General features: G+C 74.5%; 20 protein-coding genes. 8 read left to right on the top strand and 12 right to left on the bottom strand.

What is annotated here, in order from left to right; translation table 11 throughout:
• On the top strand, positions 1-1,356 hold the full coding sequence (locus tag LQ51_RS25385) for an O-antigen ligase family protein (protein ID WP_046569905.1): 1,356 nt from the start codon (positions 1-3) through the stop codon (positions 1,354-1,356).
• Positions 1,357-1,364: 8 nt separating this feature from the next.
• On the opposite strand, the gene LQ51_RS25380 is transcribed toward LQ51_RS25385, so the two are convergent.
• Positions 1,365-3,524, bottom strand: coding sequence for a sialate O-acetylesterase (locus LQ51_RS25380; protein ID WP_156313221.1), 2,160 nt, complete (start codon positions 3,522-3,524; stop codon positions 1,365-1,367).
• A 177-nt stretch (positions 3,525-3,701) separates the two neighbouring features.
• Here LQ51_RS25380 and LQ51_RS25375 point away from each other — a divergent pair, with 177 nt between their 5' ends.
• A complete protein-coding gene (locus LQ51_RS25375; RefSeq protein ID WP_197087905.1) occupies positions 3,702-4,652 on the top strand; it encodes an acyltransferase family protein in 951 nt (316 codons plus the stop codon).
• Between the two features lie 25 nt (positions 4,653-4,677).
• Here LQ51_RS25375 and LQ51_RS25370 read toward each other — a convergent pair whose 3' ends face one another.
• On the bottom strand, positions 4,678-6,810 hold the full coding sequence (locus tag LQ51_RS25370; protein WP_046569901.1) for a trypsin-like peptidase domain-containing protein: 2,133 nt from the start codon (positions 6,808-6,810) through the stop codon (positions 4,678-4,680).
• A 219-nt stretch (positions 6,811-7,029) separates the two neighbouring features.
• On the opposite strand from LQ51_RS25370, the gene LQ51_RS25365 reads away from it, so the two are divergent.
• The 6 genes from LQ51_RS25365 to hutH are packed head-to-tail and all read left to right on the top strand — an operon-like array spanning position 7,030 to position 14,956.
• On the top strand, positions 7,030-7,878 hold the full coding sequence (locus LQ51_RS25365) for a MurR/RpiR family transcriptional regulator (RefSeq protein ID WP_046569898.1): 849 nt from the start codon (positions 7,030-7,032) through the stop codon (positions 7,876-7,878).
• A gap of 12 nt (positions 7,879-7,890) precedes the next feature.
• Positions 7,891-9,576, top strand: a complete 1,686-nt coding sequence (gene hutU / locus LQ51_RS25360) for a urocanate hydratase (protein WP_046569896.1) — start codon at positions 7,891-7,893, stop codon at positions 9,574-9,576.
• 43 nt (positions 9,577-9,619) lie between these two features.
• Complete coding sequence (locus LQ51_RS25355; RefSeq protein WP_046569894.1) at positions 9,620-10,819, top strand: allantoate amidohydrolase; 1,200 nt, start codon at positions 9,620-9,622, stop codon at positions 10,817-10,819.
• Complete coding sequence (locus LQ51_RS25350) at positions 10,816-12,168, top strand: formimidoylglutamate deiminase (protein WP_046569919.1); 1,353 nt, start codon at positions 10,816-10,818, stop codon at positions 12,166-12,168. Before LQ51_RS25355 ends, LQ51_RS25350 begins: the two co-directional genes overlap by 4 nt.
• On the top strand, positions 12,165-13,430 hold the full coding sequence (gene hutI / locus LQ51_RS25345; protein ID WP_046569891.1) for an imidazolonepropionase: 1,266 nt from the start codon (positions 12,165-12,167) through the stop codon (positions 13,428-13,430). The genes LQ51_RS25350 and hutI overlap by 4 nt, the downstream gene beginning before the upstream one ends.
• Complete coding sequence (gene hutH, locus LQ51_RS25340; RefSeq protein WP_046569889.1) at positions 13,418-14,956, top strand: histidine ammonia-lyase; 1,539 nt, start codon at positions 13,418-13,420, stop codon at positions 14,954-14,956. The genes hutI and hutH overlap by 13 nt, the downstream gene beginning before the upstream one ends.
• A gap of 25 nt (positions 14,957-14,981) precedes the next feature.
• On the opposite strand, the gene rdgB is transcribed toward hutH, so the two are convergent.
• From rdgB to LQ51_RS25285, 10 genes are all read right to left on the bottom strand, one after another.
• Positions 14,982-15,599 (bottom strand): RdgB/HAM1 family non-canonical purine NTP pyrophosphatase, encoded by a 618-nt coding sequence (gene rdgB, locus LQ51_RS25335; RefSeq protein ID WP_046569887.1) that lies wholly within the window; start codon positions 15,597-15,599, stop codon positions 14,982-14,984.
• A gap of 71 nt (positions 15,600-15,670) precedes the next feature.
• Positions 15,671-16,396 (bottom strand): ribonuclease PH, encoded by a 726-nt coding sequence (rph, locus tag LQ51_RS25330; protein WP_046569885.1) that lies wholly within the window; start codon positions 16,394-16,396, stop codon positions 15,671-15,673.
• A gap of 53 nt (positions 16,397-16,449) precedes the next feature.
• Positions 16,450-16,908: a hypothetical protein gene (locus LQ51_RS25325; RefSeq protein ID WP_046569884.1), complete on the bottom strand. Its 459-nt coding sequence runs from the start codon at positions 16,906-16,908 to the stop codon at positions 16,450-16,452.
• 421 nt (positions 16,909-17,329) lie between these two features.
• Positions 17,330-18,076, bottom strand: a complete 747-nt coding sequence (locus tag LQ51_RS25315) for an MBL fold metallo-hydrolase (RefSeq protein WP_046569880.1) — start codon at positions 18,074-18,076, stop codon at positions 17,330-17,332.
• Between the two features lie 224 nt (positions 18,077-18,300).
• Positions 18,301-19,266, bottom strand: coding sequence for a PLP-dependent cysteine synthase family protein (locus LQ51_RS25310; RefSeq protein WP_046569874.1), 966 nt, complete (start codon positions 19,264-19,266; stop codon positions 18,301-18,303).
• An 11-nt stretch (positions 19,267-19,277) separates the two neighbouring features.
• The gene (locus LQ51_RS25305; RefSeq protein ID WP_046569869.1) at positions 19,278-19,610 is read right to left on the bottom strand and encodes a MoaD family protein; all 333 of its coding nucleotides are present in this window, start codon (positions 19,608-19,610) and stop codon (positions 19,278-19,280) included.
• A gap of 69 nt (positions 19,611-19,679) precedes the next feature.
• Entirely contained in the window at positions 19,680-20,168 is a 489-nt protein-coding gene (locus LQ51_RS25300) for a M67 family metallopeptidase (RefSeq protein WP_046569867.1), read from the bottom strand.
• Positions 20,169-20,224: 56 nt separating this feature from the next.
• Entirely contained in the window at positions 20,225-20,722 is a 498-nt protein-coding gene (locus LQ51_RS25295; protein ID WP_197087907.1) for a DUF2017 domain-containing protein, read from the bottom strand.
• A 58-nt stretch (positions 20,723-20,780) separates the two neighbouring features.
• Positions 20,781-21,071, bottom strand: coding sequence for an ATP-dependent Clp protease adapter ClpS (gene clpS / locus LQ51_RS25290; protein ID WP_046569865.1), 291 nt, complete (start codon positions 21,069-21,071; stop codon positions 20,781-20,783).
• A gap of 115 nt (positions 21,072-21,186) precedes the next feature.
• Positions 21,187-22,761 carry a P-loop NTPase family protein gene (locus LQ51_RS25285; RefSeq protein ID WP_046569864.1) on the bottom strand — a complete coding sequence of 525 codons (1,575 nt, stop codon included), beginning with the start codon at positions 22,759-22,761 and terminating at the stop codon, positions 21,187-21,189.
• Positions 22,762-22,885 lie beyond the last annotated feature (124 nt).

The raw sequence follows: 22,885 nt of genomic DNA, 5'->3' as shown, positions 1-22,885 counted from the left end.
TTGACCGTCTTCTTCGCGTTCCTCTTGACGGTGAGCGGCGTGGCGACGGCCGCCTGGCTGGTGGCCGCGCGCGGGAAAGTGGCCGCCGCCTTCGGCGACGGTCGGGGTGCGCTCACGCTCGTCGGCTTCGTGGTGCTGGCCAACGCGGCACCGCTGCTGGCGGGCGAGCACAGCTCCGCGCTGATCGGGCTGCTGGTGCTGGGCCTGCTCGCCTGGGTGGTCGGCACCGGTGGGCGGGACCTGCGCGGCCCGTCCGACGGCTGGTTGCGGCTCGCCTGGTGGTCGGTCGTGCTGCTGCTGCTGTGGTGCCTCGCGGTGGACGCCATCGTCGGCGCCGGCCTGTACGGCTCCCGGCTCGTCTCGTACGCGGCGGCCGGGCTGTTCCTGCTCGCCGGGCTGCTGCTGGCCGCTCGGACGGCGGTGACCACGCGGGCCCTGGCGTACACCGGGCTGGCCGTGCTCGCGCTGCTGACGATCCCGACGCTGTTCGCCGGCACGGACGCCTGGCGGACCTGCACGGGTGGGCAGTTGGAGAAGTGCTCGGTGGCCGGGGCGCTGTTCAAGAGCTTCTTCGAGTCGGAGAACTACGTCGCGATGATCGCGACGTTCACCCTGGTCGCCGGGCTGTGCACGATGCGACGGTGGGAGCTGCTCGCTACGGCGGCCCTCTGCCTCCTGGTCATCGTGGCGACCGGCTCCCGCACCAGCTACCTCGCGCTCGCCGCCGGTGCCGCCTGGCTCGCCGGCAGCTACCTGCTCGAGCGGTGGCGCCGGTTCGAGCGGATCCCGCTCGTTCTCTCCGCCGGCCTGGTCGTGGTCTTCGCGGCCGGCGCCAGCTACCTGATGTGGAGCGCCGACCGTGCCACGCTCAGCAACCGGGGCAACATCTGGGTGCACGCCCGCGAGTACATCGCGGCGCGCAAGGCCACCGGGGTGGGCGTCTCCAAGTGGTACTACCTGCGCGACGTCGGCGAGGCGCCGACCCACTTCTTCCACTCCGGCTACGTGTTGACCATCTTCGCCGGTGGCTTCATCGCGCTGGTGGTCTGGGGGCTCTGGGCGACCGCGCTGCTGCACGGTCGGGTCCGCGACGGCCGGGCGTTCACCGCGAAGGCGCCGTTCGTCCTCCTCCTCATCTACTCGGTCACCGAGGTGGTCTGGAACCCGCTGTCGGTGGACGGGCTGTCCTGGATATTCCTGCTGCTGATGCTGACCAGGGCGGCGGGTAGCCCGCGGGACGCGCTGCCCGCGGTCGGGCCGGTGGACGCCGTGGACCGGCCGGGCGGCCTCGCCGGACTACGCGCGTTCGCCGCCCGCCGTCCCCGCCGGCGGATGACGGCCGGCAGCGCCGGCTGACCGCGCGCTCAGTCCGGCGCCGCGATCGGCAGGCCCTGGAAGGTCAGCAGGCCGACGCCCGAGGCTTTCACCACACACGGCCCCGCACCGGCGTGGCCGAGGTAGCTCACCCCGGTCGCCCCGGTGGCGGGCCCGGACAGCGTCAGCACCAGTTGCCCGCCCGGCCGGTACGTCACGTCGACGACACTCACCCCGCTGCCCTCGATGCGGAAGTCGGCGGCCACGCCGGGCTGCACGGTGAGCGGATCCTCGTCGCGGAGCCGGACCACCACCGCGGTACGGCCCGGGTCGACGAAGGACGCGGAGCGCGGGTTCGGCGGCGCCACCCCGTCGGCCGGCCCCCGGTAGAGGTCGCGGGAGAGCACGGCGAACGCGTGGTCGCCCAGTTCGCGGTAGCCGTGCTCCCAGTCGAAGTGGCAGCCGTCCTGACCGGAGAGCCCGTTCGTGGACAGCACGGTCACCCCGAGGGTGTCGCCCATCCGCCGCTGCGCCTCGCGCAGCCGGGCCGCGCGGCCGTCGCCACACGGCGACGTACGCACCTGGAACACGTAGTAGCGGGTGTCCGGGCCACCGAGTTCCGCCCGCCAGTCCCGCAACAGGGCGGTGAAGCCGGCCACGTGGGCGGCCGCGTTGTCGTTGTCCGCCTCACCCTGGTACCAGAGGACGCCGCGCACGTCGCGAACGACGCCGGCAGCCGTCAGCCGCTGCCGCAGCCTGCCGTAGTTGGTGCGCAGGTCGTTCGGCCTGGTGTCGACCCGCTGGAAGTAGCCGATCGGCCGGCCGTTCTCGGCACCGTTGATGACGGCCACCGGCACCTGGTAGGTGTCCGAGAGCCGGTGCGCCATCCGGATCCCCCACTGCCCGACCGCGCCCGGCTGCTGGGTCAGGTCACCGACGGCGTAGTTCCAGCTCCGGGCCGCCGCGGACCGCGTGCCGTCGACCACCGGCGAGCCGAAACTGCGCAGGTACGGGGACTCCTCGGCCGCCGCCGAGCCGTGCTGCATGGCCGCGACCGCGTTGGACTGTCCCTCGATGACGTAGACGTCGCCGGCCACCACGCCATCCCAGCGGCCGACCCGGCGGGCCACCCCGTCGCCCAGCACCCGCAGCTCGAAGCGGTACTCCCGGAGCGCGGCGGTGATCCGGTGCCGGAGCGAGAACGTGCCGCCGGGGCTGGCCGCCGCGCTGTAATCCCAGCCGTCCGCGCCGCTGGTCACCTTGAGCTGCACGGCGGTCACCCGAGGATCGGTGAACTTCCCGGCCACCTCGACCACGGCGCCGTTCCCGGCGTCCCGGGGGAACAGTTGGCGGTCGGCCGGATGCCGGGTGACGGTGAGGACCGACGGTCGGGCGTACACGGTCAGCCGGCGCTGGGTGAGGCTGCCGGCGTTGGCGGCGAACGTCCAGTCCGGGTTGCCGGTCGGTGCCGGGCCGATGCCCAGCGCGAGCGGGCCGGACGGCGACATGAAGCCGTTGACCGCCAGCACGGTCTGCGGCGACGTGTCGGCCGGTCGGGTTCCGCCGACCAGATGCACCTGGAACGAGCCGTACGCGCGCGACAGCTGCACGTCGTCGTCCGCGTCGTAGCGGTCCGGCGCGGTCCCGGAGATCTGCCCGGTGCCACGCGGGCCGTAGCTGTTGGGCCACATCTCCAGATAGCCGGCGAGCCCGGTGCCGGTGGGCAGCCCCGCGACGTTGGTGGCCACCTCGAGGTCGTTGACCCGCTGCTGCACGATCTGCCCGGCGCGGGTGGGCAGCCCGAGCCGCCGGGCGTCGGTGGTGAACGGTTCCATCGCGGTCCACACCCACTGCGGTCCGGCCGGGCCGTTCAGTTCCAGGCAGTACCCGACCCGGTCGAAGCCGCGGGCCACGGCTGCCGTGCGGTCGAAGACGTACGCCGGGGGCCGCCCGGTCGCCCGCGCCGGCACATCCACCGCGGCGACCGGCGTGAAACCCGCCATGCCGGCGGCGTTCGCCGCACAGCTCGTGCCGTCCAGCGGCACGACCGGCGGCTGCGACCGGGACGCGTCCGGCGCCGACCAGGCAGCCGTCGGCGCTCCCGACCGGTCCGACGGCCAGGCGGCCACGGCGACCGGGGCGAGCAGCAGCACGACCGCTCCCGCCGCGATCCACGCCGTCCGCGGCACAGAACGCAGGCGCTGCGTCACGGAGGGAGCTGAGGGCACCCGTCGAACCTCCAGACCGTTCAGTCAGCGTCGCGGCAAAGGTTATGCGATGGGCGGGCGGCCGGGGGTACGACCGTCGGCACCGTCCGGGCGGGACGTGGCCGCCCGTCGGCGTCTGCCATGATGCGCGCCATGGCCGCAACGAGGACAACAGCACCGGTGGGGGTCCGATCCGCCGGAGTGGACCTGCTCCGGATCGTCGGCATCGCCGCGGTGGTCGTCGGTCACGTGTGGACCGATCCGGTCACCCGGGCGGTCGTCTACCCGTGGCATGTGCCGCTGTTCTTCGTGCTCACCGGCTACTTCTGGACGCCGGGCCGGCCGGTGGCCGGCGAGTTGCGCAAGCGGTGGCGGTCGCTCGGCCTGCCGTACGTCGTCTGGTTCGTCCTGCTGTTCGCGGCGCTGGTGGCGGCCGAACTCGCCACCGGGGAGGTCGCCGACGGTGCCTTCCGCAACGCGCTCTACGGCGGCAGCGCCGCGGTCCGGCCGTTCTCGGCCTTCTGGTTCGTCTCGGTGCTCTTCCTGCTCGCCCTCGCGTACCGCGCGCTGGAGCGGTTTCCGGCGGCCGTCTGGGTGCTCGCCCTGACCGGGCTGGCCGTCGCGTACCTGGCGCCGAAGGTGGTCACCGCGGGTCCGCTCGGCGCCCTCCTGGTGCCGGCCTGCCTGGTGTTCGTACTCGCCGGGCGGCTGCTGCGCCAGCTGCGTCCGCGGCTGTCCGCCGGCACGGCGGTGGTGCTGCTGGCCCTCGGCGCCGGCCTGGTGCTCAGCGGCCTGAGCGACCCGCTGGACGTCAAGGCGGGCGACTTCGGTACGCCCGTGCTCGGCGTGGTGACCGCCGTGCTGATCAGCGGCGGGCTCGTCGTCCTCGCCGAGGAGTTGGACGGCCGGATCGGCGGCGGGCCGGCCCGGACGATCAGCCAGGTGTCCGCCTGCGGGATCGCCGTCGTGCTGAGTCACGCCGCGGTGCTCTGGGTGCTGCACACCCCGCCGACCGGCGGTTGGCCGCACCTGGCCGCCGCCCTGCTGCTGCCCTGGGCGTTCGCGCTGGTGGCGCTCCGCACGCCGGCCAGCCCGTATCTGGTGGGCACGAAGCCGGAGGGCGGCCGCTGACCGGCCGCCCCGTCCGCGCCGCGGGTCAGGCCGCGCTGTTACGCCGCCTGGTCAGGATCACCACCAGGAGGACCAGCCCGGCGACCAGCGCCACGGCCGCCGCGGCGAGCACCGGGACCGCCCAGCCGGGCGCGCCCGACGAGTGCCGCCCGCCGTCGCTGTCGATGGCGGCCTGCCGGTAGACCTGGGCCAGCACGTTCGCCGGCGAGTCCTCGGCCACCTTGCCGAAGCGGTCGGCGGCGGTCGAGTTCTGGCCGGCGAAGTAGGCGTCGAGGCCGCTGCGGTAGAGCTTGTCGCCGTCGCCGAGGGTGTTCTGCACGCCGGCGGTGGAGAGCAGTCCGGCCACGGTGGACACCGGCACGACGAGCCGGTTCGCCTTGTCCGGCCGGAGGATGTCGTTGTCCAGCACGCCCACCACCCGGCCGCTCGGGTCGATGGCGATCCCACCCCACGAGTAGAGCCCGAGGTCGTCGTTGATCCGGTACGCCTGGACCGGCGACTGGGCGTCCACCGCGGTCACCGTCGCCGGCTTGGACGTCACGCTGTAGGTGGCGGAACGGTAGCTGGTGTCGGTGGTGTGGTAGCCGAGGATCAGCAGTGCGGTGTCCGCCGCGATGGTGGCGGAGGGGTTGAGCTCCACCGCGGGCAGGTTGCCCTGTTCGAGCTTGACCAGGGCGAGGTTGCCGGCGTCGAGGGCGAGCGACTGCACGACGGTGCCGGGGATCGCCGGGCTGTCGGTGACGTCTCCCTTGGCGACGTTCAACTGGCCGTAGAGCTTGGCCTCGGGTTCGGTGCCGGGCTCGGTGCCGGTGAAGACGGCCGTCTTCATCCGCGACTTGCTGAAGGCGGCGACGTCCTTGGCGTTGAGGGCGCGCTCGGCGACCATCGCGTTGGCCAGCGCGCCCAGCGCGTTGCCCAGCAGGATGTCCTGGGTGGGACGGACGCACTGGGTGTTGGTGAGGACGTGCCCGTCGGGGTTGACCACGAAGCCACTGCACCGGCGGTTGAAGGTGATCGGGGTCTTGCGCAGCAGGGCATTGTCCGACTTGTTGCGGACGTACCCGGTGAAGATGACCTCGACGAACACCATCGACGGACCCGCCGTCGCCAGCGCCCGCTCCTCCGGGCTGCGCAACGCGGCCTGCGCCCACGGCTTGAGGCCAGGGTTGACCGGGGTAGCGCTGGGGAAGGCGCTGGACGCGGCGGTCGGCGTGGTCGCCGGCGTTCCGCTGTCGTCGCCGGTGACCGCCCAGCCGCCCACCCCGCCGGCCACCACGGCGACCAGGAGGAGCGCGGCGACCGCGGCCCAGAGCCCGGTCTGCCGCGGCGGTCGCGGCGGGGAGGGCTGGATCCGCCGGACCGGTGAGCTGAACGGGTCGACGGGCGGCGCGCTGACCGGCGGCGCGCTGTGCGGGTACGGCTGCTGCGGCGGCCCCGACACCGGGGGCGCCGACACCTGCTGCGGCACGGCCGCCTGGTGCGGCGGCACCGGAACCTGCTGCGGCGGTCCGGAAAACTGCTGGGGTGGCGCGGAGACCTGCTGCGGCGGTCCGGAGAACTGCTGCGGCGGCGCGGAGACCTGCTGCGGCGGTCCGGGCGGCGACGGTGGCCCGGAGACCTGCTGCGGCGGCGCGGAGATCTGCTGCGGCACGGCGGGCTGCTGCGGCGGGACGGGAACCTGCTGTGGCCCGAACGGCGGCTGCTGCACGGGCGCCGGCGGCTGCTGCGGCGGGGACGAGACGGGCTGCGCCTGCCGGGGATCGCCCTGCAGGGCCCACGGGGCGAGCTGCGGTTGCTGCGCGGTGGGCACCTGGAGCATCGCCACCGTGCTGTCCTCGACGGCCTGCTCGCTGCGGATCTCCTGTCCCAGCGCGAAGAAGAGGTGCTCGGCCCCGGGACCGCCGTCGGCGATGTACGCCACCCAGGGCTCCTTCGCCCCGAAGTCCGCGGACAGGTAGGGCCGGCCGCTGCCACCCGGGGCGGCGAGGGTCTCCGCCATGCCGGAGAACGCCTGCCGCCAGGCCGGATCCTGGGCCACCGCCGGGTCGAGCACCGCGACGGTCACCAGCCGGTCCTGCCCGTCGACGGCCCACCAGGCTTTGCCCACCTGGCAAACGCCCATCACCTCGGTGAACCTGTACGGGCCAACCGGCTGCATGCCATGTCTCCTCTGCTTATCCGCCGTGCGGATAGTACAGAGACGATGCCCGCCCGTTCCTCCTCCGGTCGCCCGGCGACCACGCTCCGGGCGGCGCACCCACCGCCCGGTCCGGCCGACGGGTCCGGGCCGCCGTCCGTTCCCTCTCGGAGGCGCGGATTCCGGACGCGCGCCGGACGGCGGTTGCGCGGTGAAAGTTTTCATGCATAGAGTCGCGGCATGAATGAAAGCGGTGCGGCCCCCACCGGCCGCCTGCTCGACCTCTTCCACGGCGTCCGGCTCACCCCCACCCAGCGCCGGATCGCGCACTGCCTGGTGCAGCACGCCGGCGCGGCGGCGTACCTGTCCGCGGCGGAGGTGGCCGAGCTGGCCGGCGTGAGCCAGCCCTCGGTGACCCGGTTCGCGATGGCGCTGGGCCACGACGGCTACCCGGCGCTGCGCCGCCGGCTGCGCGGGCTGACCGCCGCCGACGGCGCCGCCCCGGTCGACGCGGGCAACGCCCTCCAGCGCGCGGTCCGGGCCGAGCTGGGCAACCTGGACCGGCTGGCCGGCGAGCTGGCCGACGCCGGCCGGATCGCCGAGGTGGGCAAGCTGCTCGCGGCCAGCCGGCCGCTGCCGGTGCTCGGCCTGCGCGCCGCCGCACCGCTGGCCGCCTACTTCGCGTACTTCGCCGCGAAGGTGCACCCGGACGTCCGGGTGCTCGACGACGGCGGCAGTCTGCTCGCCGACCGGCTCGACCAGGCCGCCGCCGCCGGGGCCACCGCGCTGCTCGCCTTCGTGCTGCCCCGCTACCCCCGGGAGACCCTGGACGCGCTGCGCGAGGCCCGCGACGCCGGGCTGACCGTGGTGGCGATCACCGACTCCCCGGTGAGTCCCGCCACCGACCACGCCGAGGTGGTGCTCCCCGCCGCCGTCGGCACCGATCTGGTCTTCGACCTGCACACCGCTCCGATGACCCTGGCCATGGTGGTGCTGCAGGCGATCTGTGACGCCACCCCGGCCGAGACCCAGGCCCGGCTCGAGGCGTTCGAGTCGTCCGCCGCCCGCCGCCAGTTGTTCCTCGGCTGAGAGGAGTACGACATGCACCAGCCCGTCCGCGCCGCCCGCGGCACCACACGCACCGCCCAGGGGTGGCCGCAGGAGGCCGCGCTGCGGATGCTGATGAACAACCTCGACCCGGAGGTCGCCGAGCGCCCCGAGGACCTGGTGGTCTACGGCGGCACCGGGAAGGCCGCCCGGGACTGGCCGTCGTACCACGCGCTGGTGCGGACGCTGACCGGGCTGCGCGACGACGAGACGATGCTGGTGCAGTCCGGCCGCCCGGTCGGCGTGCTGCGTACCCACGAGTGGGCGCCGCGGGTGCTGCTGGCCAACTCCAACCTGGTCGGTGACTGGGCGACCTGGCCGGAGTTCCGCCGCCTGGAGCAGCTCGGCCTGACCATGTACGGGCAGATGACCGCCGGCTCGTGGATCTACATCGGCACCCAGGGCATCCTGCAGGGCACCTACGAGACGTTCGCGGCGGTGGCCGCGAAGCTCGCCGGCGCCCGCGGCGACGGGCAGCAGCACGGCGACGGCACCCTGGCCGGGACGTTGACGCTGACCGCCGGGTGCGGCGGGATGGGCGGGGCGCAGCCGCTCGCGGTGACCATGAACGGCGGCGCCTGCCTGATCGTCGACGTGGACCGCAGCCGGCTGGAGCGCCGGGTGCACGACCGCTACCTGGACGAGATCGCCGACGACCTGGACGACGCGGTCCGGCGGGTGCTCGCCGCCAAGCGGGAGCGCCGGGCGCTGAGCGTCGGCGTGGTCGGCAACGCCGCCGTCGTCTTCCCCGAGCTGCTGGTCAAGGGCGTCGAGATCGACATCGTCACCGACCAGACCAGCGCGCACGATCCGCTGTCGTACCTGCCGGTGGGGGTGGAACTGGCCGACGCCCGGGACTACGCGGCGGCGAAGCCGGCCGAGTTCACCGACCGGGCCCGGGCGTCGATGGCCCGGCACGTGGCCGCGATGGTCGGCTTCCAGGACGCCGGCGCGGAGGTCTTCGACTACGGCAACTCGATCCGCGGCGAGGCGCAGCTCGGCGGGTACGAGCGGGCCTTCGACTTCCCCGGCTTCGTGCCGGCGTACATCCGGCCGCTGTTCGCCGAGGGCAAGGGCCCGTTCCGGTGGGCGGCGCTCTCCGGCGACCCGAAGGACATCGCCGCCACCGACCGGGCCGTCCTCGACCTGTTCCCGGAGAACGAGTCGCTGGCCCGGTGGATCCGGATGGCCGGTGAGCGGGTCGCCTTCCAGGGGCTGCCGGCGCGGATCTGCTGGCTCGGCTACGGCGAGCGGGACAAGGCCGGGGTGCGGTTCAACGAGATGGTGGCCTCCGGTGAACTCTCCGCGCCAGTGGTGATCGGCCGGGACCACCTGGACTGCGGCAGCGTGGCCAGCCCGTACCGGGAGACCGAGGCGATGGCCGACGGCTCCGACGCGATCGCCGACTGGCCGCTGCTCAACGCCCTGGTCAACACGGCCAGCGGGGCGTCCTGGGTGTCCATCCACCACGGTGGCGGGGTCGGCATCGGCCGGTCCATCCACGCCGGGCAGGTGTGCGTCGCCGACGGCACCCCGCTGGCCGGGCAGAAGATCGAGCGGGTGCTCACCAACGACCCGGCGATGGGCGTCATCCGGCACGTCGACGCCGGCTACGACGACGCCCGCGAGGTGGCGCGGCGCACCGGGGTCCGGGTGCCGATGGCCGAGGGCCCGGCGTGACCGCGCGACGCGGCCCCGCGGTCACGACCGGCGGGGGCCCGGCGTGACCGACCTGGCCGCGCGCTTCCGGAAGCTGTGGGACGAGATCGCGCCGGTCGGGCGGGACGCGGGCAGCGGCGGTTACCTGCGCTACGCGCTGACCGAGCCGGAGTTGACGCTGCGGCGCTGGTTACGCGAGCAGGCCGACGAGCGGGACATGCCGGTGGTCGAGGACGGCAACGGCAACCTGTTCGCCTGGTGGGGTGACCCGGCCGCCGGGGACGCGGTGCTCACCGGCAGCCACTTCGACTCGGTGCCGCACGGCGGGGGCTACGACGGGCCGCTCGGCATCGTCAGCGCCTTCCTGGCCGTGGACGAGCTGCGGTCCGCCGGGGCCGCCCCGGTCCGGCCGGTGGCGGTGGCCGCGTTCGTGGAGGAGGAGGGCGCCCGGTTCGGCGTACCGTGCCTGGGGTCGCGGCTGCTCACCGGGGAGATTGACGTGGACCGCGCGGCCGGGCTGCGCGACACCCACGGGGTGAGCTTCGCCGAGGCGCTGGGCGACCGGCCGGCGGGCGCCGACCCGGACCTGCTCGGCCGCTTCGCGGCCTTCGTCGAGTTGCACGTCGAGCAGGGCCGGGCGCTGGTCGACCGTGCCGCGCCGGTGGCGGTGGCGAGCGCCATCTGGCCGCACGGCCGCTGGCGGTTCGACTTCTCCGGCGAGGGCAACCACGCGGGTACGACCCGGATGACCGACCGCCGCGACCCGATGCTCACCTACGCGTTCACCGTGCTCGCGGCGAACAAGGAGGCCCGACTGCGCGACGCGCACGCCACGGTGGGCCGGGTGGCCGTGGAGCCGAACGCCACCAACGCCATCCCGACCCGGGTGACCGGCTGGCTGGACGCCCGGGCGGCCGAAACGGAGACGCTGCACGGCCTCGTCGAGGCGGTCCGGGCGAAGGCCGCCGAGCGGGCGAAGCGGGACGGCACCGGGCTGACCTGCACCCAGGAGTCGGCCACCCCGCTGGTGGCCTTCGACGGCGGGCTGGCCGACCGGCTGGCCGGGCTGCTGGCCGCGCCGGTGCTGCCGACCGGCGCGGGACACGACGCCGGGGTGCTCGCGGCACACCTGCCGACCGCCATGCTGTTCGTGCGGAACCCGACCGGGGTGTCGCACTCGCCCGCCGAGTCCGCCACCGACGCCGACTGCGCGGCCGGGGTGACCGCCCTGGCCCGGGTCCTGGAGGAGCTGGCATGCCGCTGACCCGCTGGCTGGCCGAGTACGCCTGGCTGCCCGACCACGCCGAGCCCACTCCGGACGTGCTGATCGAGGCCGAGGACGGCCGGATCGTCGCGGTCACGCCGCTGGTCGGCGGCGGCAGCCCGGCCGCCGGGGTCGAGGTGCTCGGCGACGCCACCCGGCTGCCCGGGCTGACCCTGCCCGGGCTGGCCAACGCCCATTCGCACGCGTTCCACCGGGCGTTGCGCGGGCGCACCCACGGCGGCCGCGGCGACTTCTGGAGCTGGCGGGACGTCATGTACGACGTGGCCGCCCGGCTGGACCCGGACAGCTACCTGGCGCTGGCCCGGGCCACGTACGCGGAGATGGCGCTGGCCGGGATCACCTGCGTGGGTGAGTTCCACTACCTGCACCACGGCCCGGACGGGACGCCGTACGACGACCCGAACGCGATGTCGGCGGCGCTGGTGGAGGCGGCCGCGCACGCCGGCATCCGGCTCACCCTGCTGGACGCCGCCTACCTGACCGCCACCGTGGACGGCGAGCCGCTGGCCGGGGCGCAGCGGCGGTTCGGCGACGGGGACGCGTTGCGCTGGGCGGAGCGGGTGGCCGCCTTCCGGCCGGAGGACGACCACGCCCGGGTCGGCGCGGCCATCCACTCGGTGCGGGCGGTGCCGGCGGAGCAGCTCGCCACCGTCGCCAACCTGGCCGACCGGGCCGGGGTGCCGCTGCACGTGCACCTCTCCGAGCAGCCGGCCGAGAACGACGCCTGCCGGGCCGTGCACGGCTGCACGCCGACCCGGCTGCTGGCCGACCACGGCGTGCTCGGCCCGCACACCACGGCCGTGCACGCCACCCACCCGACCAGTGCCGACGTCGGCCTGCTCGGGGAGAACCGGACCGGGGTCTGTCTCTGCCCCACCACCGAGCGGGACCTCGCCGACGGCATCGGGCCGGCCCGCCGGATGGCGGACGCGGGCACCCCGCTGAGCCTGGGCAGCGACAGCCACGCCGCGATCGACCTCTTCGAGGAGGCCCGCGCGGTCGAGCTGGACGAGCGGCTGCGCACCCGCCGGCGGGGCCACTTCACCGCGGCGGAGCTGGTCGGCGCGGCCACCGTCGCCGGGCACGCCGCGCTGGGCTGGGGCGACGCGGGCCGGCTGTCGGTCGGCGACCGGGCCGACCTGGTCACGGTACGGCTGGACACCGCCCGCACCGCCGGGGTTCCGCCGGTCGGGGCGTTCTTCGCGGCCACCGCCGCCGACGTGACGCACGTGGTGGTGGACGGCCGGACGGTGGTGGCCGACGGCCGGCACCTGACCGTCGACGTGCCGACCGAGCTGCGCGACGCCATCGCGGCGGTGACCTCATGACCGGCTTCGCGGTGCGCCCGGACGGCCCGGCGCGCCCGACCGTGCGCAGCAGCGGCAGCCTGCTGGTGGACAACATCGGCGAGCTGCTCACCAACGCGCCTGGCGCCGAGGGCGACCCGCTGGGCCTGCGCCGGGACGCGGCGCTGCTCATCGAGGACGGGGAGGTGGCCTGGGTCGGGCCGGCCCGCGACGCCCCGCCCGCCGACCGGCGGATCGACGCCGGCGGCGCCGCCGTGCTGCCCGGCTTCGTGGACAGCCACGCCCACCTGGTCTTCGCCGGGGACCGGGCCGCCGAGTTCGCCGCCCGGATGGCCGGCGAGCCGTACACCGGGGGCGGCATCCGGACCACGGTCGGCGCCACCCGGGCGGCCTCCGACGGCGAGCTGCGGGCCACCGTGGCCCGGCTGCGCGGTGAGGCGATGCGGCAGGGCACCACCACCATCGAGATCAAGAGTGGGTACGGGCTCACCGTCGCCGACGAGGCCCGCTCGCTGCGGATCGCCGCCGAGTTCACCGACGACACCACGTTCCTCGGCGCGCACGTGGTCCCGCCCGAGTACGCCGACCGCCCGGACGACTACGTGGGCATGGTGTGCGGGCCGATGCTGGCCGCCGCCGCGCCGTACGCCCGGTGGATCGACGTGTTCTGCGAGCGGGGCGCCTTCGACGTGGACCACGCGCGGGCCATCCTCGCCTGCGGGCAGGCGGTCGGGCTGGGCGTGCGGGTGCACGCCAACCAGCTCGGCCCCGGGCCCGGCGTGCGGCTCGGAGTGGAGCTGGGCGCGGCCAGCGTCGACCACTGCACCCACCTGTCCGACGCCGACGTCGACGCGCTCGCCGCCACCCGGGTCGACTGCATGTGCGCCGAGGGCGGGCACACCGCCACCGTCGCCACCCTGCTGCCCGGCGCCGAGTTCTCCACCCGCTCGCCGTATCCGGACGCGCGGCGGCTGCTCGACGCGGGGGTGACCGTGGCGCTGGCCACCGACTGCAACCCCGGCTCGTCGTACACCTCGTCGATGCCGTTCTGCATCGCGCTCGCCGTACGTGAGATGCGGATGACCCCGGCGGAGGCCGTGTGGGCGGCGACCGCCGGCGGGGCGGCGGCGCTGCGCCGCACCGACGTGGGCCGGCTCGCGCGGGGCGCGCGGGCCGACCTGATCATCCTCGACGCCCCGTCCCACCTGCACCTGGCCTACCGGCCGGGGGTTCCGCTGATCCGCCAGGTCCTGCACAACGGAGTGCCGCAATGTCCACAGTGATCATCCAGCCCACCGGGGTGTCCCCCGCCGACGTGCTCGCCGTGGCCCGCGGCACCGCCAAGGTCGTCCTCGATCCCGCCACGGTGGCGGCGATGGCGACCAGCCGGTCCATCGTGGACGGCATCGAGGCGGCCGGCCGCCCGGTGTACGGCGTCTCCACCGGCTTCGGGGCGCTCGCCAACACCTTTGTGGCGCCGGAGCGGCGGGCCGAGCTGCAGCACGCGCTGATCCGCTCGCACGCCGCCGGCGTCGGTGCGCCCATGCCCCGCGAGGTGGTCCGGGCGATGATGCTGCTGCGGGTACGCTCGCTCGCCCTCGGCCGCTCCGGGGTCCGCCCGCTGGTCGCCGAGGCCCTGGTGGACCTGCTCAACCACGACGTCACCCCGTGGGTGCCGGAGCACGGCTCGCTGGGTGCCTCCGGCGACCTGGCCCCGCTGGCGCACTGCGCGCTGGTGCTGCTCGGCGAGGGCTGGGTGCTCGGCCCGGCCGGCGACCGGCTCCCGGCCGCCGACGCGCTGCGCCGGGTCGGGCTGGAGCCGGTGGAGCTGGCCGCCAAGGAAGGGCTGGCGTTGATCAACGGCACCGACGGCATGCTCGGCATGCTGCTGCTGGCCAGCCACGACGCCCGGCACCTGTTCGCCATGGCCGACGTGACCGCCGCGCTGGCCATCGAGGCGATGCTCGGCTCGGAGCGGCCGTTCCTGCCCGAGCTGCACACCATCCGCCCGCATCCCGGGCAGGCCGCCTCGGCCGCGAACATCCACCGGCTGTTGCAGAACTCGGCCGTGATGGACTCGCACCGCGACGACCTGGCCCACGCCGTGCAGGACGCGTACTCGATGCGCTGCGCCCCGCAGGTGGCCGGGGCGGCCCGGGACACCCTCGACTTCGTCGAGGTGGTGGCCGGGCGGGAGCTGCGGTCGGTGGTGGACAACCCGGTGGTGTTGCCGGACGGGCGGGTCGAGTCGACCGGCAACTTCCACGGCGCGCCGCTCGGCTTCGCCGCCGACTACCTGGCCATCGCCGCCGCCGAGGTGGGCGCCATCGCCGAGCGGCGGGTGGACCGGCTGCTCGACGTCACCCGCTCCCGCGACCTGCCGGCGTTCCTCTCCCCCGACGCCGGGGTCAACTCCGGGCTGATGATCGCGCAGTACACCGCGGCCGGCATCGTCGCGGAGAACCGGCGGCTGGCCGCCCCCGCCTCGGTCGACTCGCTGCCGACCAGCGGCATGCAGGAGGACCACGTCTCGATGGGCTGGGCCGCGGCCAAGAAGCTGCGTACGGTGCTGGACAACCTGACCAGCCTGCTCGCCGTGGAGCTGCTGTCGGCCGTCCGCGGGCTCCAGCTGCGCGCGCCGCTGACCCCGTCCCCGGCCGGCCGGGCGGCGGTCGCCGCGCTCGGTGACGCCATCGGCGAGCCAGGGCCGGACGTGTTCCTCGCCCCGCTGATGGAGGCGGCCCGGGAGGTGGTGCGCGGCCCGGAGCTGCGGGCGGCGATCGAGCGGGAGCTCGGGCCGCTGAGCTGACCGCTCGCCGGGCTCGGCGGCCTGCTCAGGCGACCGGCGGGAGCACCTTTGCGACCAGCTTGGCCAGCTCGCGCAGCGCCTTGCCCCGGTGGCTGATCGCGTCCTTCTCCTCGGGCGTCAGCTCGGCGTTGGTCCGCTCCTGCCCGTCGCCCAGGAAGATCGGGTCGTAGCCGAAGCCGCCGTCGCCGCGCGGGGCGCGCAGCAGCCGGCCGGGCTGGCGGCCGTCGACCAGGTGTTCCTTGCCGCCGGGCAGCACCAGCGCGACGGTGCAGACGAACGCGGCCCCCCGCTGCTCGTCCGGCACGTCGGCGACCTGGTCCAGCACCAGCTGGAGGTTGGCCCGGTCGTCGCCGTGCCGGCCGGACCAGCGGGCGCTGAACACGCCGGGCATGCCGTTGAGCGCGTCCACCGACAGCCCCGAGTCGTCGGCGATGGTGGGCAGGCCGGTACGCCGGCAGCCCTCCCGCGCCTTGATCAGCGCGTTCTCGCCGAACGTCAGCCCGGTCTCCGGCAGCTCCGGGTACTCCTCGACGTCGTCGAGGCCGACCAGGGCGATCCGGTGCGCGCCGAGCGCGCCGTCGAGGATCCGCTGCAACTCGACGAGCTTCTTGCGGTTCCGGGTGGCGAGCAGGACCTTGTTCATGTTCAGCGCCTTCCGCCGCGGGTCAGCCAGGTCATCAGTTCAGCGCCTTCCGCTGCGCGTCGGCCAGTTCATCAGTTCAGCGCCTTCCGCTGCGCGTCGGCCAGCTCCAGGCAGCCCGCCACCCCCAGGTCGAGCAGCGCGTCGAGCTGGTCGCGGGCGAAGATGCCGGCCTCGCCGGTGCCCTGCACCTCGACGAAGTCGCCGGTGCCGGTGCAGACCACGTTCATGTCGACCTCGGCCGCCACGTCCTCCTCGTAGCAGAGGTCCAGCCGTGGCTCACCGGCGATGATGCCGACGCTCACCGCGGCCACCGAACGGTGCATCACCTTCTCCACCTTGCCGGCGAGCGATTTCCGCTCGGCCAGCCAGGTCACCGCGTCGTGCAGCGCCACGTACGCGCCGGTGATCGCGGCGGTCCGGGTGCCGCCGTCGGCCTGGAGCACGTCGCAGTCGAGCACCACCGAGTTCTCGCCGAGCGCCTTCAGGTCGACGCAGGCCCGCAGGCTGCGGCCGATCAGCCGGGAGATCTCGTGGGTCCGCCCGCCGACCCGGCCCTTGACGCTCTCCCGGTCCGAGCGGGTGTTGGTGGCCCGGGGCAGCATCGCGTACTCGGCGGTCACCCAGCCGAGGCCCGAGCCCTTGCGCCAGCGGGGCACCCCTTCGGTGACGCTCGCCGTGCAGAGCACCCGGGTCGCACCGAACTCGACGAGCACCGAGCCCTCCGGGTGGGTGCTCCAGCCCCGGGTCAGCGTCACCGGTCGGAGTTGGTCGGGCCGCCGCCCGTCAGGTCGCGCCATGCCTGCACCCTATGTGGTGCCCGGAGCGAACCGCCCCCGGGTGCCCACCCGGTTCAGTCGTGCCAGCCGACGCTCAACGTCGCGGTGACCGAACCGTCGATGGTGCTCCGCCCGCCACGCGGCAGGGAGGCGACCACGCTGGCGGTGATCTCGAAGCCGTCCCGCTCCCACCGGAAGACGCGGCAGGTGGGCAGGTCGGGATCGGCCAGGCAGGTCCGCATCCGGTCCACGGTGATCGGCAGGCCGGCGTTGACCAGCCACGCCTGGAGGCTCTGCGCCACGTCGACCGGGCAGGTGCCGCGCGGGCAGCGGAGCTCGTAGCTGGCGGCGGCCCACTTGTCGTCCGTCTTCACGCCGGAGGAGGTGAAGCCGGCGGGCACGCCGGCGTCCTCGACCATCTCCTCGCGCTGCTGCTGGAGCTGGCGGGGCTGGTACCAGCCGTTGTAGGTGAACGCGCCGCAGCAGCAGAGACCGAGCAGTAGCGCGCCGACGGCGAGCAGGATGCCCACCACCCGGCCGCCGCCGGAGCGCTTGCGCGGCGCCGGCTGCGGGCCGGCCGGAAAGGGCGCCGGGTACGGCGGGTGCGGCGGACCACCACCCGACCCCGGATACGCCGGTTGCGGCGGCCCGCCGGCCGACCCCGGATACGCCGGTTGCGGCGGACCCCCACCCGACCCCGGATACGCCGGTTGCGGCGGACCCCCACCCGACCCCGGATACGCCGGTTGCGGCGGGCCGGCCGGCGCCGGGTACGGCGGGCTGGCCGGCGCCGGCCTGCCCGGCGCGGGCGGCGGCGGGGCGGGCGGCCAGCCGGACGGCGGGTTCGGGCCGGGTGGGCCGGAGGAGGGGTCGGTCACCCGCGTGATCCTAGGGCGGGTGACCGGGGCGCGGCTGCCCCGCCGGCCGGCCGGCGGCACCACCCCGGCGCGCCGGTCAGATGTCGTAGCAGGCGCCGGGGCGGACCACGTCCAGCGGGCCGGCGTACGCCCCGGCCGCCGCCTCCACCGTGTGCGACTCGCTGCCCCACGCCGGCACCAGATGGGTGAGCAGCAGCCGGCCCACCCCCGCCTTGGTGGCGTACTCGCCCGCCTCCCGGCCGGTGAGGTGCAGGTCCGGCGGGTTCTCCACCCCGTCGAGGTAGCTGGCCTCGCAGAGGAACACGTCGGCGCCCTGGGCCAGGCGCAGCAGCGCGTCGCTAGGCGCGGTGTCCGACGAATAGCAGAGCACCTTGCCGCCGTGCTCCAGCCGCACGCCGTACGTCTCCACCGGATGGTTCATCCGGTCGACCGTGACGCTGAACGGGCCGATCGGGAAGGTGCCCGGTTCGAGGGCGTAGAACTGGTAGACGTCCTCGAGCGTGCCGTCCGGCTGGCCGTAGGCGGCGTTGAGCCGGTCGGGGGCGCCGGCCGGGGCGTACACCGGCATGGGCGGGTACGGGCCGTCCGGGGCGTACCGGCGGACCACCACATAGGTCACCGCGTCGAGCATGTGGTCGCAGTGCAGATGGGTGAGGAGGATCGCGTCGGGCGCGTGCAGCCCGGCGTAGCGCTGGAGGGTGGAGAGCGCCCCGGAGCCGAAGTCGACCAGGAGCGTGAAGCCCTCCGCCTCGACCAGGTAGGCGGAGCAGGGTGACTCGGGGCCGGGGAAGCTGCCCGCGCAGCCCAGGACGGTCAGTCGCATCGGGTTGCCCCGATGTCACGCTTGGTAGTCGACACGCCGGCAATGACTCCGTCGATGATCTCTACCGACGCGTTCGTCACGCTGCGCAGCCTACGCGTCGGCCCGCTCGGGCAAGAATCATCTACCGGAAGTTGTCACTAACGTGACACCCACACACGTCCGGTCCCGGAGCCGGCCGTCGGGCCGGTCGACGCGGTTCGTCGACCGGCCCGACGGTCGGGCGTTCAGGCCCAGAGCTGACCCTCCAGGGCATCCTCGGCGTCGGCCAGGGTGCCGCCGTACGCCCCGGTGGACAGGTATTTCCAGCCGCCGTCGGCGATCACGAATGCGACGTCGGCGCGGCGGCCGTCCCGGATCGCCTCGTGCGCCACCGCCAGGGCGGCGTGCAGGATCGCGCCCGTGGAGAAGCCGGCGAAGATCCCCTCCACCTCGACGAGTTGCCGGGTGCGCAGCACCGCGTCCCGGGTGCCCACCGAGAAACGCCGGGAGAGCACCCCGGCGTCGTACAGCTCGGGAACGTACCCCTCGTCGATGTTGCGCAGGCCGTAGACCAGCTCGCCGTAGCGCGGCTCGGCCGCGACGATCTGGATGTCCTCGACCTTCTCCCGCAGGTAGCGCCCGGTGCCCATGAGCGTGCCGGTGGTGCCCAGCCCGGCCACGAAGTGGGTGATCGTGGGCAGGTCGTGCAGCAGCTCCGGCCCGGTGGTCTCGTAGTGGGCGCGGGCGTTCGCCTCGTTGCCGTACTGGTAGAGCATCACCCAGTCCGGGTGCTCGGCGGCGATCTGCTTCGCGGTGGCGACGGCCTGGTTCGAGCCACCGGCGGCCGGCGAAAAGATGATCTCCGCGCCGTACATCCGCAGCAGCTGGACCCGCTCGGTCGAGACGTTCTCCGGCATCACGCAGACCAGCCGGTAGCCGCGCAGCTTGGCCACCATGGCCAGCGAGATGCCGGTGTTGCCGCTGGTCGGCTCCAGGATGGTGGCACCGGGGCGGAGCCGGCCGGCCTCCTCGGCCGCGCGGACCATGAACAGCGCCGCCCGGTCCTTGATGCTGCCGGTCGGGTTCCGGTCCTCCAGCTTCGCCCAGAGCCGCACCGGCGGCGCCCCCTCGGGCACCGCCGGCGACAGCCGCGGCAGCCCCACCAGGGGCGTGCCGCCGCACGCGTCGAGCAGGCTGTCGTACCGCGTCATGACGCCCGCCCTCAGCGGGCGACGGGCGTGCGGTGCCCGGCCAGGGCGGCGGCCGCCGCGAAGCCGAAGGCGCCGCCGGCCACGGCCGGCAGGATGGTCACGCTGTCGCCGTCGTTGAGCTTGGCGTCGAGCGCGCCCAGGAAGCGGACGTCCTCGTCGTTGACGTAGACGTTGACGAACCGGTGCAGCACGCCGGCGTCGGTGACCAGCCGGGCCCGGAGGCCGCCGTGCCGGGAGTCCAGATCGGTGAGCAGGTCGCCCAGCGTATCACCGCTGCCCTCGACGACCTTCGCGCCGCCGGTGTAGCTGCGCAGGATGGTGGGGATGCGAACCTCGATGGCCATGATGTCTCGTGCTCCTTGTCCGGGTGTGCCAGGTGACGGGTGAGAGTGCGGTGCCGGGCGCTGAGAAGATCAGCGGCCGGAACACTCGTAGTCGACCGTCGCCGGGCTCTGCCCGAACATGTAGGACTGGACGGCGTGCGGGTCCACGGCGGCAGCCACGATCCGGACCGGCTCCTCGGTGACCGCACCGTCGACGATCCGGAAGGAGCGGATCTCCTCGGTGTCGGGCTCACGGGTCGAGACGAGCAGGTAGTGGGCCCCGGGCTCACCGGCGAAGGAGATGTCCGTGCGGGACGGGTAGGCCTCCGTGGCGGTGTGGGAGTGGTAGATGACGACCGGTTCCTCGTCGCGGTCGTCCATCTCCCGCCACACCCGCAGCTGCTCCATCGAGTCGAACTCGTAGAAGGTCATCGAGCGGGCGGCGTTCTCCATCGGGATGTGCCGGGTCGGGGTGTCGCTGCCGGCGGGACCGGCGACCACGCCGCACGCCTCGTCCGGGTGGTCCCGACGCGCGTGGGCCACGATCGCGTCGATGATCGACCGGTCGATGCTCAGCACGCCGCCCAGCCTAGCGCCTGGCCCTCCCGAGCGGCGAGGGTGGCGACCGTCACCACTCAGTCGATCAGGGCGTTGAGCAGGGATTCCTGCAGATAGCCGAGATACGCGTAGACCGACAGTTGGAACACCCGCGACGAGCTGGGGTCCTCGGCGACCGCGTCGTCGAGCTCCTCACCCAGGTCGGTGCCGTCCTTGATCTCCAGGCGTACGCCCATCGCCAGCCGGGCGTCGTTGAGCGCGCGCAGCCACGCCTCGGCCGCCTCCGCGTCGAGGCGTACCTCGCCGCCGGCCTCCCCGTCGGGCAGCGCGGCGAGGATCGCGCCGGCCTGGTCGATCTTCGCGGTCTTCAGATCGCCCTCGGTGTAGCGGCGGAACTCCGCGGTGCTCGCCGCGTCGTCCGGGTAGACCTCGGGGAAGAGCCGGCCGACCACCGGGTCGGTGTGGTCGAAGCCGTCGGTCAGCAGGCCGACCACCTCGGAGGCCACCTTGCGCAGCACCCGCACCTCGTCGACCGCGAAGGTGGCGACGTAACGGTCGCCGTGGCGACGGAACATGCTCACAACGCCGTCCTTGTCCGCACCCGCGGGCCTGCCACCGGCCCTCTCCTCGCCCTCACGACCGCTCCACGGTCGCCCAGAGCCCGTACGCGTGCAGCTGCGAGGCGTCGTGCTCCATCCGCTCCCGGGCCCCGCTGGAGACCACCGCCTTGCCCTTGTGGTGCACATCCAGCATGAGCTGCTCGGCCTTCTCCCGGCTGTATCCGAAGAGTTTCTGGAACACCCAGGTCACGTACGTCATGAGGTTGACCGGATCGTCCCAGACGATGGTCACCCACGGCCGGTCGGAAGCCGGCACCTGGTCGGTGTCCGGCGTCTCGACCGGTGCAACCTGTGGAGCCGCCATGCCCCCCATCGTGCCACCGGATCCCGGGAACCGAGGAACCGGAACGCCGCGCCCGCCGGGATCACCCTCCCGGGCCGCGCACCGCCGCCCGGCCGGTCGGGCGGCGGCCGCCCCGTCAGGCGAGCAGAATGCCGTGGTCGACAGCATCGGCGAGCACCGCGCCCAGCGACAGACGGATCACCTCGAAGCGGCGGGACACCTCGCGGGACAGTTCCAGCTCCACCTCGCGCAGGGCCCGCTGGGCCCAGGAGCGCGCCCCGTTCGGATCGTCGTTGCCGGGCAGCCGCCAGTGCTGCCAGCAGCCACCGGAGAGGGCCACCCCGACCGGGGGCAGCACCTCGTCGCGGTCCGCGCCGGGGAAGCCGGCGAGCGCCTCGAACGCGCCGCCACCGGCCAGCCCGGCCACCCCGGCCGTGCTGGTGACCAGGAGCACCTTGTCCAGCTCCCGGCCGGCCGGGTAGTCGGCGAGGCCCCACCGCACGGCGTGCGTGATCCGCCGGCGTACCCCCTCGGCCAGCGGCGCCCCGAAGGCCCGGGCGGCCGTCTCGTCGACGACGCTCCGGGCCGCCTCGTCGCACTGTGCGGTGGCCAGCAGCGACAGCGCCTCCATCTCGCGGTCGAGCAGCTGCGGCAGGCCGGCGCAGCCGACCCCGAAGACGATCTCCTGCACCACCCGCAGGTGGATGTTGGCCAGCTCCAAGGCGAGGTGCTGGCGGATCCGCTGGGCGCAGGCCCGGGTCCGCCGGTCCAGCCGTTCCACGAGGTCACCGACATCCAGGCCGGGCACGACGGGCACCTTGCCGTGCGCGCCGGGCGGTTCCGGCGGGCGGACGCTGGACCGCCGCAGACCCTCGTCCGCGGCCCAGCCGACCAGCGCCCGGCGCAGCGGCGCGTGGTCGGTCGGCAGCACCGCGTGCCAGCGGGCGGCGGCCAGGTCGGGCACCGCGGAGAGCAGGGCGGCCCGGTGCGCGGCGAGGCAGACCTCCACCGGGTCGACCGGCCGCCCGGCGGAACGGGGAGCGGTGCCGCCCCGGCGGACGGCCGACGGCTCGGACGCCCCCGAGTCGTCCGTCACCGCCGGGCCGTCCACCGGGGCCGTCCAGCCGGCCGCACCGGGGGTGACGGTGAAGTGCACCTCCACCCGGGCCCGGGCGACCTCGCTGAGCAGGGTCAGCTCCGCAGCCGTGAACGCCTGGTCGGCGGAGATGACGAAGAGCAGCGCGCCGGCCCGGCCCACCGTCTCCAGCAGCACCCGGTTGCCGGCGACGCCGAGCGCGCCGGTGTCCGGCGTGTCGAGCATCGAGAAGTGGCGCAGCAGCGGGTTGGGCAGGCTCAGCTCCACCCGGCGCGGCGGCCGGGCCAGTGCCGGCCCGGCCGCGAGCGGGTCGACCCCGTAGGAGTGGGGTTGCCGGTAGCCGGGCACGTACGCCGCCCGGGTCGCCACCCGCGCGTGGTTGACCAGCAGGTAGCTGCCCTCGGGCGCGACCAGCATGCCCGGGTCCACGTCGAGCAGGCCGGCGAGCAGCTCGCGCCGCCCGGCGCCGGCCGGGCCCGCGACGACGACCGCGAGCGGCTCCTCGGGGCTGGGCTCGCCGGCGCCGAGCCGGGTGGGCAGCGGCACGCAGCGCGGCGAATCGCCGGTCCGGCCCGGGTTGGGCAGGTCGACCGGCGACAGAGGACCCGGCTTCATCAGGTGGCCTCCCGATCCGGCGACCGGGGGTGTGGACCGGCCGCATGGGGGGACCCGGTGGTGACACACCGGATGTCGGAAGAGTACGGCTGTCGGGTGTCCGACACCGAACAGGCACGATACT

It is taken from the genome of Micromonospora sp. HK10, assembly GCF_000982955.1.
Taxonomy (GTDB): domain Bacteria; phylum Actinomycetota; class Actinomycetes; order Mycobacteriales; family Micromonosporaceae; genus Micromonospora.
Note: the sequence above shows the minus strand (reverse complement) of the source record. Positions and strands in the feature narration are given on the sequence as shown.